The sequence below is a fragment of the Streptomyces hygroscopicus subsp. hygroscopicus genome, from assembly GCF_001553455.1.
Classification (GTDB): Bacteria; Actinomycetota; Actinomycetes; order Streptomycetales; family Streptomycetaceae; genus Streptomyces; species Streptomyces hygroscopicus.
Genome location: NZ_BBOX01000488.1, coordinates 1 through 12,419 on the forward strand (window position 1 = coordinate 1; position 12,419 = coordinate 12,419).

Consider the following 12,419-nt stretch of genomic DNA (forward strand, 5'->3'; position numbering starts at 1 on the left):
GCCCCCGGGACCGCCCCGGCCGACCCGGCCGACCCGGCCGCCCCGGCCGACGGGTCCGTCTCCTCCGGCCCGCCGGCCGGTGCCGCACCGGCCCCTCCGGCCGGTGCCCCCTGGACACCCGAGGCCGCCCGCGCCTCCATCGCCAGCGTCGTCTCCGGGACCCGCCGCGGGCGGGCGGAGGTGGCCGGGGCCGTACGGCCCGCGGAACATGACCCCAGCCCGGACCGAGAAGACCGAGAAGACCGAGAAGGAGACCGGTAGTGGCCGGAACCATATCCAGGCTGCCCGACGTTGGATGGATGCTGCGTCCGCTGACCGGGATCCCCGGGGTGCGGCATGCCGTCGTCGTCTCGGAGGACGGTCTGCGCATGGGCCATGACTCCGCCGAGAGGCTGACGGGCGAGTCCCGGCTCGGCGTGGACGAGGCCGAGTCGCTGGCCGCCGCCTGTGCCGCGCTGACGGTGACCAGCCAGTCCACGGTGTCGCTGCTGTTCGGCGACGGGGCGGGGGTGAGACAGCTGATGATCGAGTCCGACAGCGGGTTCGTGCTCTTCACCTCGGCCGGGCAGGGCGCCTCGCTGGGGGTGGCCACCGACACCGGGGCGGACGTCGGCCTGGTGGCCCAGCAGATGCAGTTACTGGTCGCGAAGATCGGTGCCCATCTGAGCAGTCAGCCACGGGAGCCGATGGGCCGCCCGGCGTCATGAGCCCGCCCGGCGAGGAACACACCACGGCCGCGGTGCGCCCCTACGTGATCACACGGGGGCGTGCCGGTTCCTCACGGGAAGCTCTGCCGCTGGAAACGCTCGTCGTGGCGTCCGGGAGCGCGCTGCCGCCGCATCTGCAACCCGAGTACCGGCGGATCGCCGAGTTCTGCCAGGGGCTGCTGTCGGTGGCGGAGGTCGCCGCCCATCTCGATCAGCCACCGGCCGTGGTGCAGGTGCTGCTCGCGGATCTCATCGACTGGGGGCACATCGTGGCGCGTCCGCCGATCCGGGTGGCCAAGCGAAAACGTGCCGATTTGGACTTGCTGAGGAAGGTGCTCGATGGGCTTGAGAGCAAGCTCTGAGATCTCGCTGGCCGGTACGGACGGCACAACGGACGCAGACCGCATGACCCACACAATCCACACAACCGAGACAGGCGAGACGGACGAGACGGGCGATACGGACGACATGGCCGACATGGACGACACTCCCGTCATGTACGTGCAGTCCAGCGTGGCCGGGGCGGCCAAGATCCTGGTCGTCGGGCCGATGGGCGTCGGCAAGACCACGCTGATCGGCACGGTGTCGGAGATCAAGCCGCTGTCCACCGAGGCGACGATGAGCCAGGCCGGGGCCCGGCTGGACACCAAGGTGCGGCCGACGAAGACCACGACGACCGTCGCACTGGACTTCGGGCGGATCACCCTGGGCGGCGAGCTGGTGCTGTACCTCTTCGGCACCCCGGGCCAGCAGCGGTTCCTGCCCGCCTGGAAGGACCTGGCACGCGGTGCGCTGGGCGCGCTCGCGCTGGTCGACACCCGCGATCTGGAGGCGTCCTTCGACGCCATCGGGCATCTGGAGGACCTGGATGTGCCGTTCTCCGTCGCGGTCAACGCCTTCCCGGACAGCAAGCTGCACAGCGAGGACGATCTGCGCTCCGCGCTCGATCTGCTCCCCCACACCCCGCTGGTCATCTGTGACGCGCGTGAGCACCAGTCCTCGGTCAAGGCGCTGATCTCGCTCGTCTCCCATCTGATCGAGACGCTCACGGAGGCGCCGTGACCACCCCGGCCGCCGCCCGGGTGCCGCTGTACGGGACCACGCTCGACGGTCCGCTGACCGAGCTGTACGAGCGGATGCGGCGCGACCACGGCCCGGTGGTCCCGGTGGAGATCGCGCCCCGGGTCGAGGCGTGGCTGGTCATCGGCCACCGTGAACTGCTCCACCTCACCCGCGACGAGCAGTACTTCTCCCACGACCCGCGCCGCTGGACCCCGCTGCGCGAGGGCCGGGTGGCGGCCGACTCGCCGCTGATGCCGCTGGTGGGCTGGCGCCCGGCGCTGCTGTTCGCCGACGGCGCGGCGCACCGCCGGATGCGCTCGGCGGTGGCCGACGCGCTGGGGCGGATCAACGGCCACGAGCTGATCCGTAGGGTGCGGGCCGCCGCGGAGCGGCTGGTCGCCGGGTTCGCCGACCGGCACACGGCGGATCTGGTGGAGAGCTACGCACGCGTCCTGCCGTTGCGGGTCGTCACCGAGCTGCTGGGGCTGGACGAGGAGGACGGGGCCCAACTGGTCGAGACGCTCACCACGATCGTCGCCCCCACCCTGGCCGCCACCGGCGCCAACCGGCGGATGGGCCAGATCCTGCTGGAGCTGATCGCCCGGAAGAAGCGGCGGCCGGGCGCGGATCTGACGTCCTGGCTGCTGGAGCACCCCGTCGGGCTCAGCGACGAGGAGGTGCTGCACAACCTCGTGGTGATCATCGTGGCGGGGAACAACACCACCGTGAACTGGATCGCCTCCACGACCCAGATCCTGCTCACCGACCCCGCCTTCCGCTCCTCGCTGACCCATGGCCACCTCACCGTCGACGACGCCCTGGACCTGGTGCTGTGGCGCCAGCCGCCCACCCAGAACTTCCCCGGCCGCTACGCCACCCGCGATCTGCGCTTCGGCGGCCGGCACATCCGCGCCGGGGACATGCTCATCCTGGGCCTCGCGGGTGCCAACGCCGACCCGGAGGTGCTGCCGGAGGACGGCCGGCCGGTGGTCGGCAACCGCTCACACCTCGCCTTCGGCGCGGGCCCGCACACCTGCCCGGCACGGGACCCGGCCCGGCTGATCACCCGTACCGCCGTGGACACCCTGCGCCACCGGCTGCCCGACATGGAGATCGCGGTGGCGCCCGAGCACCTGCCGTGGATCACCTCGCCCTGGTCCAAGGGCCTGGCCAAGCTGCCGGTCCGGTTCTCCGCACCGCAGCTCGCCGCCGACACCCCGACCCCGACCCCCGACTCCCCCGCAGGAGACAGCAGATGACCGACGGCCGATGCCCCGTGACGCACTCCTCACCGCCGCACCGCCTGGACCCCACCGGGGCGCACCAGCACGCGGTCAACGACGAGCTGCGCGCCCGCGGGGCCGCGGTCCCGGTCCTGCTGCCCGGTGACGTCCCGGCGTACGCCATCACCCGGCACCAGGAGCTGAAGGACTTCGTCACCCACCCGGACGTGGCCAAGAACGCCTGCCACTTCGCCGCCCTGCGGAACGACGAGCTTCCGCCCGGCTGGCCGATGCGGACCTTCGCCACCGTACGGGGCATGGTCACCGCGGATGGCGAGGACCACAAGCGGCTGCGGTCCCTGGTGACCCGGGCGTTCACCCCGCGCCGGGTGGAGGCGCTGCGTCCGGTGGTCCACGAGCTGGCCGGCACGCTGCTGGACCGGCTGGCGCGGGCCGCCGCCGCGGATCCGGACGGGGTGGCCGATCTGCGCCGCCACTTCGCGCTGCCGCTGCCGATGAGCGTGATCTGCCGGCTCCTGGGCGTCGACGACGCGTACCAGAACCGGCTGCACGAACTGTCCAACGAGATCGTCTCCACCCGGACCGCCCCCGAGCGGGTCCCGGCCGCCAACCGCGAGATGGTGGCGGTCCTCGGCCAGGTGGCCGCGGACCGGCGAGAGGCCCCGGGGGACGATCTGACCAGCGCGCTCATCGCCGCGCGGGAGGAGAGCGGTGACCGGCTCAGCGAGGAGGAGCTGATCGGCACGCTGCTGCTGATGGTCATCGCCGGGCACGAGACCACGCTCAACCTGATCACCAACGCGGTACGGGCGCTGTGCAACCACCGCGACCAGCTGGAGCTGGTCCGCTCCGGGGCCGTGAGCTGGGGCGACGTGATCGAGGAGACGCTGCGGTACGACAGCCCGGTGAGCTTCTTCCCGTTCCGCTACCCCACCCGGGACCTCCCGGTCGGGGACACGGTCATCCCCAAGGGCGCGCCCGTGCTCGTCTCGTACACCTCCGCCGGGCGCGACGAGCGGGCGTACGGCCCCGGCGCCGACCGGTTCGACGTCACCCGGGGCGCGCGCCATCTGTCCTTCGGCCACGGCGCCCACGTCTGCCTGGGCGCCCCGCTGGCCCGGATGGAGGCCGTGATCGCCCTGGAGGCGCTCTTCACCCGCTTCCCCGGCCTGGACCTGGCGGTCCCCGACGAGGAGTTGGTCCCGCACGCCAGCTTCGTCGGCAACAGCCCGCAGAAGCTCCCCGTGCGGCTCGGGGCGGCTCACAGCGGCTGAGGCGGTGCGCTGAGGGCAGCGTTGCTTCCGGGAAACGGCGGTGATCCGGCCGGGTAACAGGCATCCCGCACGCTTCCCGGTATGGAGTCGAACAGGCTGCCGCGGCCGGGGAGCCCGCACCGCCATGCGGTGATCGCCGGCGGTGGCGGGGTGCTCGCCCGCGCCCGGGAGGGCGGCGAGCCGCTCCCCTCCGCCCGCCGCTCCGCCCCCGCTCCGCCCGCTGACCAACGCTGGAGGCCGCTGCCGATGAGCGCACCCGAGCCCGCACCCGCCACCCCCACCATCGTGCTGGTCGGCCACGGCATGGTCGGCCAGCGGTTCCTCGAAGCGCTGGCCGACCACAAGGTCACCGAGACCGCCCGGGTCGTGGTGTTCTGTGAGGAGCCCCGCCCCGCCTATGACCGCGTCCAGCTGACCTCGTACTTCTCCGGCCGTACCGCCGAGGACCTCTCCCTCGCCGAGGACGGGTTCATGGTGCGGCACGGCATCGAGCTGCGTCTGGGCGACCCGGCGGAGTCCATCGACCGCGCCGCCCGCACCGTGACCTCCCGCTCCGGGCTGACGGTCGGCTACGACACGCTGGTGCTGGCCACCGGTTCGTATCCGTTCGTCCCGCCCATGCCCGGCAAGGACAGCGACGGCTGCTTCGTCTACCGCACCATCGAGGATCTGCTCGCGATCGAGGAGTACGCCAAGAACTGCGCGTCCGGCACCGTCGTCGGCGGTGGGCTGCTGGGCCTGGAGGCGGCGGGGGCGCTGAAGGGGCTCGGGCTGACCACGCACATCGTGGAGTTCCACCCGCGGCTGATGGCCCTCCAGGTGGACGAGGGCGGCGGCGCCGCGCTGCGCCGCACGGTCGAGGACATGGGCCTGATCGTGCACACCGGGGTCGGCGGCAAGGAGATCACGGCGGACGGGACCGGCGCGGTCACCTCGATGGCGCTGTCCGACGGTTCGTCCATCGACACCGACCTGGTCATCTTCTCGGCGGGGGTGCGCCCCCGCGACCAGTTGGCCCGCGACTGCGGTCTGGAGGTCGGCGAGCGCGGCGGGATCGCGGTGGACGAGCGGTGCCGCACCAGCGATCCGGCGGTGTACGCGATCGGCGAATGCGCGCTGGCCGCCGACGGCCGGGTGTACGGACTGGTCGCGCCCGGCTATGAGATGGCCGAGGTCGCGGCCGGTGCGATCGCCGGGGCGGCCACGGACGGGTTCACCGGCGCCGACACCTCCACCAAGCTCAAGCTCCTGGGCGTGGACGTGGCCAGCTTCGGCGATGCCCACGGCACCGCCGACGGCTGCCTGGACGTCGTCTACTCCGACGCCCGCGCGGGCGTCTACAAGAAGCTGGTGGTCGGCGCCGACGGCACGCTGCTCGGCGGGGTGCTGGTCGGCGACGCCGAGGCGTACGGCATGCTGCGGCCGCTCACCGGTTCGGTGCCGCCCGTCGCCCCCGAGCAGCTGGTGCTTCCGGCGGGGCTGGGCGCGCCCGCCGCCCTCGGGCCGTCCGCGCTCCCGGACGAGGCGGTCATCTGCAACTGCCACAACGTCACCAAGGGCGCGATCCGGGCGGCCGTCACCGAACACGGGTGCACCACCGTGCCGGAGGTGAAGAAGTGCACCAAGGCGGGCACGGGCTGCGGCAGTTGCGTCAAGGCGCTCACCTCGCTGGTCAACGACGAGCTGGAGGCGAGCGGGGTCAGCGTCGACAAGGGGCTGTGCGGCTGCTTCGGGTACACCCGCGCCGAGCTGTACGAGATCGTCCGCACTCTGCGCATCACCAGCTACGCACAGCTGCTGGACAGCCACGGCCGGGACGGGGCCCGGCAGGGCGACGGCTGTGAGGTGTGCAAACCCGCCGTGGGCTCGATCATCGCCTCGCTGGCCCCGACCCTGGGCGCGAGCGGCTATGTCCTGGACGGCGAGCAGGCGGCGCTCCAGGACACCAACGACCACTTCCTGGCGAACCTTCAGCGCAACGGGTCGTATTCGATCGTGCCCCGGATCCCCGGCGGGGAGATCACCCCGGAGAAGCTGATCGTGATCGGCGAGGTGGCCCGGGACTTCGGGCTCTACACGAAGATCACCGGCGGTCAGCGGATCGACCTCTTCGGCGCCCGGGTGGACCAGCTGCCGCGGATCTGGGCGCGGCTGGTGGACGCCGGGTTCGAATCGGGCCACGCCTACGGCAAGGCGCTGCGCACCGTGAAGTCGTGCGTGGGGCAGACCTGGTGCCGCTACGGGGTGCAGGACTCGGTCCGGATGGCCATCGACCTGGAGCTGCGCTACCGGGGGCTGCGCTCCCCGCACAAGCTGAAGTCGGCCGTCTCGGGGTGTGCCCGCGAATGCGCGGAGGCGCGCGGCAAGGACTTCGGCGTGATCGCCACGGCGAGCGGCTGGAACCTGTACGTGGGCGGCAACGGCGGGGCCGATCCCCGGCACGCCGATCTGCTCGCCCAGGACCTGGACGACGAGCAGCTGATCCGGCTGATCGACCGGTTCCTGATGTTCTACATCCGCACCGCGGACCGTCTGGAGCGCACCTCGGCCTGGCTGGAGCGGATCGAGGGCGGCCTGGACCATGTGCGCGACGTGGTGGTCGACGACACGCTGGGGCTGTGCGCCGAGCTGGAGGCGATGATGGCCGACCACGTGGCCGGCTACCGCGACGAATGGGCCGAGACCCTGGACGACCCGGAGCGGCTGCGGCGCTTCGTCTCCTTCGTCAACGCGCCCGACGCGCCGGACCCGACGGTGAAGTTCGTGCCCGAGCGCGACCAGGTCAAGCCGGATCTGACGGTGCTGTCCGGTCCGGCCATCCCCGTCCGTACTCTCGAAGGGACTGCCAGCCGATGACCACGGCACCCGAGCGGACCGCGGTCCGCGTGGAACTCCTCGTGGACCAGCGGTGGTTCGCCATCTGTGACCTGACCGACCTCATCCCGGGGCGCGGGGTGGCCGCCCTGCTGCCGGACGGCACCCAGGTGGCGGCCTTCGTGGACCGCGCGGGACGTCCGTACGCGATCGACAACCGCGACCCGTTCACCGGCGCGTACGTGCTCTCCCGGGGGCTGGTGGGCTCGGCGCAGGGGCGGCCGTTCGTCGCCTCGCCGCTGCTGAAGCAGCGCTTCGACCTGGAGACGGGGCGGTGCCTGGACGATGAGACGGTCACCGTCCAGGCGTACGCGGCCCGGGTGCGGGACGTGGCGCCGGCGCGGGGCGTGGCCCGGGGGCGGGACGTGGCGTCGGCGCGAGACGTGGCACCGGCGCGGGTCGCGTGAGGTCAGCCCAGGCCGCGTGAGGTCAGCCCAGGCCGTGTGAGGCCAGCAGCCCGCACTGGACGGGGTCACTCGCGCGGCCGGCCGTCCCCCGGACGCGGGACGTGACCCGAGCGCGGAATGTGATCCGAGCGCGGGACGTGACCCGTGCGCGGAACGTGGCACCGGCGCCGGTCGCGTCAGGCCAGCCCAGACCGCGTGAGGTCAGCCCAGGTCGCGTCAGGCCAGCCCAGACCGCGTGAGGTCAGCCCAGGTCGCGTGAGGTCAGCCCAGACCGCGTGAGACCAGCAGCCCGCACTGGACGGGGTCACTCGCGCAGCCGGCCGTCCCCGCGGCGAACACGCCCTTCGTGCCGGGGACGCCCGCGATGTCGAGCACCGTGGACATCTCGCTGTGCTCGGTGACGGCGGCGGGCAGTGTCTCGGTCACCCACGTCGTCCCGGTCCAGCGGGCCGACACGGAGTGGCGGTCGCCCGGGGCCCAGCCGCTGACCCACAGCCGTCCGGCGCCGTCCGCGCCCGCGGCGTTCGCCTCGTCGACGGGCAGCGCGGGGAGCGACCGCCAGCGGCTGCCGTCCCAGTAGGCGGCCATGGTGGCCTGGGGCACGCCCGCGTCGTTGGTCTTGCCGATCCAGTAGACCGAACCGCGGCCGGTGGCCACGGCGTGGCCGGCCGTCCAGCCGGTCGGGTGCGCACCGGGGGTCGGCACCTCACGGACCGTCCAGCCGCCGCCGTCCCAGTGGTACAGCAGCGGTGCGGCCACCTCGCCGGTGAGGGCGTCGGCGGAGACCCAGACGTCGTCCGGACCGGTGCCGGTGATGTCCGAGGGCCGCACCCGCCCGCCGCCCGGTGCGGCGGGCAGGGACACCCGCTGCCACCGCGAGCCGGTCCAGCGCTCCAGGTAGGAGACCTCGGCACCGCTGTCCGGATTCCAGTCGAAGCCGGTCAGCCAGGCCGACTTGCCGAAGGCGGCGATGTCGCCGACGAAGCTCAGCGATCCCTTGGGGGCGGCGGCGTGGCCGACCCCGCGCCACTTCTTCCCGTCCCAGTGCTGGAGCACCAGGGAGGTGCCGTCGTCCAGCGCTCCGGCCGCCCAGGCGTCATCGGGCGCGGCGGCGGCGACGGCGTCCAGCCGGGCGGCCCTGCCCCCGGTGGAGGCGGCGGGCACGTCCGTCCACCCGGTGCCGTTCCAGTGCTTGATCAGCGGGGTGGATCCGGCGGTGCCGTCCGACGTGCGGCCCACCGTCCACGCGTCCCGGGCGCCGGTCGCGGCGACTGCCCAGAACTCCTGCCCGACGGTCTCGCTCAGCGGCGTCCGCAGCTTCCACGGGGTGTCGGCGCGGACCGCCTGGCCGGACGCGGACGCGGTACCGGCGGGGGTGCCGGTGGCGGACGCGATACCGGACGCGGCGGTACCGGCGGGGACGCCGGTCGCGGACGCGGTGCCGGACGCCGACGCGGTGCCGGACGCCGACGCGGCGCCGGACGCGGCGTTCGCCTGCGGCCCCAGCGTGCCGAGTGCGACCGCGCACACCGCTACCGCCGTCCGCAGCCATCCGCGGCGTGTCCCGGGTCGCCCTGCGATGGTGGCCATGCTGCTCCTTCTGCTCGGTTGGTCCATCCAGAAGGAAATGGCCGCCGGCCGACGGTTCTTACCGGCGATTCCCGCTCCGTCACCGCGGGGTTTCCAGCTGCCGGTCCGTCCACTCCGCCGTGACCGTGGCGGTGTAGTTCACCACCGTGCCCGCCCTGAGCCCCGCCTCGGCGGCCGTCGCGTCCGGCTCGGTCAGCACCTCCCGGTCGGCCAGCAGCGCCCCGGTCGCCGGGTCCACGATCAGCTCCGACCGGCCGGTCCCGTAGCCGGGCCGGTCGGACGCCGGAAGGGCGAAGCCGACCCCCTCGCGGCCCAGCGGATCGGTCACCTCGCCGAGCGACCGGATGCCCGGCAGCCCCGCGATGACACGGTAGGCAGCGGCCCGGACCGCGGGCTTCACCGGCAGCCTGATCAGCCCGGCGGCCTGCTGCCACATCCACTCGGTGCGGCCGGTGATCTCGCCGCCGCGGTCCTCCTCGTACAGGTCCGCCAGGAACTCCTTCAACTTCGCGCTGTCGCCGGGGAGTTTCCGCAGGTCCGCGTAGGTCACATTGCGGGCGCCGAGGGCGGCGATCCGGTCGCCCCCGTTGGTCCGGGTCACCGTCGGCTTCTTCTTCCCTCCGGACTCCATGCGCAGACCGAGCCGCCCGCCGGAGCCGGAGTCGGAGCCGGCGAGCGTCAGGTCCTTCGGCGAACCGGCGGCCCGCCAGCGCGCCGCGTCGCGCTCGGTGCGGGGCCGGACGGTGTCGTCGAGCCCGCTGACCCACAGGCTCTGGGTACCGGGCCGCACCCCGAAGGACTGCGCTTGCTTTTCGGAGGCGACGACCGCGAAGGCCGACCCGGCCTCGTCCACGACGCTGATCCAGGACGACCGGGTGGTCAGCCGCCAGTACGTGCCCTCGTCCGCCGCGCGGTCCACCCGGTCGGCCACGGTCAGCAGCGCCAGACGGCCGTTCTCGGGGGTGTGCCGGGTGCCGTCCGTGGCGGATCCGGCGGTGGCCCGGGAGCCCTCCGGGTCCGGGCCGCCCTGCGGCAGGGTCGCGACGAGCACCCCGGCCGCGGCCGCCGTCGCGGCGACGGGCAGCGCCCAGCGCCAGGCGAACGGCCGGGCGGGCCGCCGGGATTCCGGCGTCCGCGGATCGCCGGCCAGGATGGTGCCCAGGTCGTGCCGGGCGCGTGCCGAACCGGCCAGGTGGTCCGGATCGAGTGCCGCGGGCCGCGCGTCCGCCAGTGTCTTCATGACATCGGGCCGCTTGTGTGCCATGTCAGTGCTCCTTCAGTGTCGCCGTGGAACGGGAGGCCGCCGCGGGGCGGGAGGCAGCGGTGGGGCGGGAGGCCGCCGCGGAACGGGGGCTGGGGTCACGAGAGAGTCCGACCTCCTCCACGGCCCGCTCCAGCCGCCGTCTGGCCCGGTGCAGCCGCACCGAGAACGTGGCGGTGGAGCAGCCGAGGACACGTGCGGCCTGTCTCGGGGCGAGCCCGTGCCAGGCGACCAGCGTCAGCAGCTCGCGGTCGGCGGCGGACAGCCCCGCCAGCGCCTGCAGCGCCACCGCGCGCTCGGTCACCCCGGCGGCCACGTCCTCGACCCGGGCGCCGGAGGTGAGGACGCGCCGGGCCTCCTCGGTGGCCAGGGCGTACTGCCTGCTGTCGCGGCGGCGCAGCTCGCGGGTCAGATTGCGGGCCACGCCGAGCAGCCACGGCAGCGGCGGGGTCGGGATGTCCCGCATCCGCCGCCAGGCGACCGTGAAGGTCTCACTGGTGATGTCCTCCCCGACCTGCCGTCCCACCAGGCCGGTGGCGTAGGCCAGCACACGGGGCTGGCACTCCTCGTACAGGTCCCGGAAGCGTTGGGCGTCGGTCACGCCGTCTCCTTGTCTCGGCTCTCTCACCATGCAGTGGCCGCGCGCCGTGATTTCTTACCTCAAGGGAGGAGGAATTCCGGATGGCCCGGTGCGGGCCGGGGCGCGGGGCGGCCGGTGGTGCCCCGGGAAGAGGGCATGATGGGGGACGTCCCGCTCCCCCGCTCTTCACGTCTGATCCGGTTTTCCGGAAGACTTCTGCAAGGTTCCGAGGGTGCGCCCCGGACAGGTAACGGCGGGGACGGCTCCCGTCAACGGAGGAGGCGGAAATGGCTACGGAGAGCAGGGGCACCGAGGGCGGCGCCCGGCCCAAGGTGACGATCACGGCCATCGCCCAGGAGGCCGGGGTGTCGGTGCCCACGGTCTCCCGGGTGGTCAACGGACGGTCGGATGTCTCGCCCGAGACCCGGGCCCGGGTCGAGGACCTGCTGCGGCTCCACGGCTACCGCCGCCGCCAGAGCGCGCCCGGCGACCGGGCCGCCCTGCTGGACCTGGTCTTCAACGACCTGGACAGCCCCTGGGCGGTGGAGATCATCCGGGGCGTGGAGGACGTCGCGCACCAGGACGGGGTGGGCACCGTGGTCTCGGCGATCCACGGCCGCGCGGGCTCGGCCCGGCAGTGGCTGAAGAACCTGCGGGCCCGCGCCTCGGACGGGGTGATCCTGGTGACGTCCGTACTGGAGCCGGTGGTCCACGAGGAGCTGCGGCGGCTGAACGTGCCGATCGTGGTCGTCGACCCGGCCGGTTCCCCCGCGCTGGAGGCGCCCACCGTGGGGGCGACCAACTGGGCCGGCGGCATGGCCGCCACCGAACATCTGCTGAGCCTCGGCCACCGCCGGATCGGCCTGATCGCCGGTCCGCCGCGGCTGCTGTGCAGCCGCGCCCGGCTGGACGGCCACCGCGCGGCGCTGGAGGCGGCGGGCGTGCCGTTCGACCCGGCGCTGGTGGCGCAGGGCGACTTCTACCACGAGTCCGGTTTCCACGGCTGCACCCAGCTGATGGACGCCGACGCCCCGCCCACCGCCGTCTTCGCCTCCAGCGACCAGATGGCCCTGGGCGCGATCGAGGCCCTGCGCCGCCGGGGCCTGCGGGTTCCGGAGGACGTGAGCATCGTCGGCTTCGACGACCTCCCCGAGGTCCGCTGGTCGGCGCCGCCGCTGACGACGGTCCGCCAGCCGCTGTCGGACATGGGCAAACTGGCGGCCCGTACGGTGCTGCGGCAGGCGCGGGGCGAGGAGATCGAGTCCCCGAGGGTCGAACTGGCCACCCAGCTGGTGGTCCGCTCCAGCACGGCCCCGCCCGCGGTGGCCTGACACCCCCCGCGCCGTGCGCGGCGGTCCGGCACGGCACACCCCTGCCGAGGCGGGGCGGCGCCGGTTCCGGCCGCCCCGCGCGGGCCCGG

General features: G+C 73.6%; 11 protein-coding genes and 1 pseudogene. 9 read left to right on the plus strand and 3 right to left on the minus strand.

What is annotated here, in order from left to right:
• The 8 genes and pseudogenes from AXW62_RS46460 to nirD all read left to right on the plus strand — a co-directional run.
• A pseudogene (locus tag AXW62_RS46460) lies at positions 1-261 on the plus strand (ATP-binding protein); the annotation flags it as partial.
• Positions 261-707, plus strand: coding sequence for a roadblock/LC7 domain-containing protein (locus tag AXW62_RS36880; protein WP_060948240.1), 447 nt, complete (start codon positions 261-263; stop codon positions 705-707). The pseudogene AXW62_RS46460 and the gene AXW62_RS36880, both read left to right, overlap by 1 nt.
• Positions 704-1,069 (plus strand): DUF742 domain-containing protein, encoded by a 366-nt coding sequence (locus tag AXW62_RS36885; protein WP_060948241.1) that lies wholly within the window; start codon positions 704-706, stop codon positions 1,067-1,069. The genes AXW62_RS36880 and AXW62_RS36885 overlap by 4 nt, the downstream gene beginning before the upstream one ends.
• Positions 1,070-1,112: 43 nt before the next feature.
• Positions 1,113-1,769, plus strand: a complete 657-nt coding sequence (locus AXW62_RS36890) for a GTP-binding protein (protein ID WP_370682967.1) — start codon at positions 1,113-1,115, stop codon at positions 1,767-1,769.
• Positions 1,766-3,028, plus strand: a complete 1,263-nt coding sequence (locus tag AXW62_RS36895; RefSeq protein ID WP_060948242.1) for a cytochrome P450 — start codon at positions 1,766-1,768, stop codon at positions 3,026-3,028. Before AXW62_RS36890 ends, AXW62_RS36895 begins: the two co-directional genes overlap by 4 nt.
• Positions 3,025-4,287 carry a cytochrome P450 family protein gene (locus AXW62_RS36900; protein ID WP_060948243.1) on the plus strand — a complete coding sequence of 421 codons (1,263 nt, stop codon included), beginning with the start codon at positions 3,025-3,027 and terminating at the stop codon, positions 4,285-4,287. The genes AXW62_RS36895 and AXW62_RS36900 overlap by 4 nt, the downstream gene beginning before the upstream one ends.
• 246 nt (positions 4,288-4,533) lie before the next feature.
• A complete protein-coding gene (nirB, locus tag AXW62_RS36905) occupies positions 4,534-7,143 on the plus strand; it encodes a nitrite reductase large subunit NirB (RefSeq protein WP_060948246.1) in 2,610 nt (869 codons plus the stop codon).
• A complete protein-coding gene (nirD, locus tag AXW62_RS36910) occupies positions 7,140-7,568 on the plus strand; it encodes a nitrite reductase small subunit NirD (RefSeq protein ID WP_079115968.1) in 429 nt (142 codons plus the stop codon). Before nirB ends, nirD begins: the two co-directional genes overlap by 4 nt.
• A 261-nt stretch (positions 7,569-7,829) precedes the next feature.
• On the opposite strand, the gene AXW62_RS36915 is transcribed toward nirD, so the two are convergent.
• The 3 genes from AXW62_RS36915 to AXW62_RS36925 form a co-directional block, all read right to left on the minus strand.
• A complete protein-coding gene (locus AXW62_RS36915) occupies positions 7,830-9,158 on the minus strand; it encodes a hypothetical protein (protein ID WP_252368871.1) in 1,329 nt (442 codons plus the stop codon).
• Positions 9,159-9,237: 79 nt separating this feature from the next.
• The gene (locus AXW62_RS36920) at positions 9,238-10,422 is read right to left on the minus strand and encodes a CU044_5270 family protein (RefSeq protein ID WP_060948244.1); all 1,185 of its coding nucleotides are present in this window, start codon (positions 10,420-10,422) and stop codon (positions 9,238-9,240) included.
• A 1-nt stretch (position 10,423) separates the two neighbouring features.
• Positions 10,424-11,020, minus strand: a complete 597-nt coding sequence (locus AXW62_RS36925; RefSeq protein WP_107406392.1) for an RNA polymerase sigma factor — start codon at positions 11,018-11,020, stop codon at positions 10,424-10,426.
• A 266-nt stretch (positions 11,021-11,286) separates the two neighbouring features.
• Between AXW62_RS36925 and AXW62_RS36930 the strand changes: the two genes are divergently transcribed.
• Positions 11,287-12,330, plus strand: a complete 1,044-nt coding sequence (locus tag AXW62_RS36930) for a LacI family DNA-binding transcriptional regulator (RefSeq protein WP_060948245.1) — start codon at positions 11,287-11,289, stop codon at positions 12,328-12,330.
• The last annotated feature ends 89 nt before the right edge of the window (positions 12,331-12,419 follow it).

Bases quoted from the DNA above. Each gene is read 5' to 3' on its own strand.
- AXW62_RS36885 (WP_060948241.1), top strand. From the start codon at position 704: ATGAGCCCGCCCGGCGAGGAACACACCACGGCCGCGGTGCGCCCCTAC.
- AXW62_RS36890 (WP_370682967.1), top strand. From the start codon at position 1,113: ATGACCCACACAATCCACACAACCGAGACAGGCGAGACGGACGAGACG.
- AXW62_RS36900 (WP_060948243.1), top strand. From the start codon at position 3,025: ATGACCGACGGCCGATGCCCCGTGACGCACTCCTCACCGCCGCACCGC.
- nirB (WP_060948246.1), top strand. From the start codon at position 4,534: ATGAGCGCACCCGAGCCCGCACCCGCCACCCCCACCATCGTGCTGGTC.
- nirD (WP_079115968.1), top strand. From the start codon at position 7,140: ATGACCACGGCACCCGAGCGGACCGCGGTCCGCGTGGAACTCCTCGTG.
- AXW62_RS36915 (WP_252368871.1), bottom strand. From the start codon at position 9,158: ATGGCCACCATCGCAGGGCGACCCGGGACACGCCGCGGATGGCTGCGG.
- AXW62_RS36920 (WP_060948244.1), bottom strand. From the start codon at position 10,422: ATGGCACACAAGCGGCCCGATGTCATGAAGACACTGGCGGACGCGCGG.
- AXW62_RS36930 (WP_060948245.1), top strand. From the start codon at position 11,287: ATGGCTACGGAGAGCAGGGGCACCGAGGGCGGCGCCCGGCCCAAGGTG.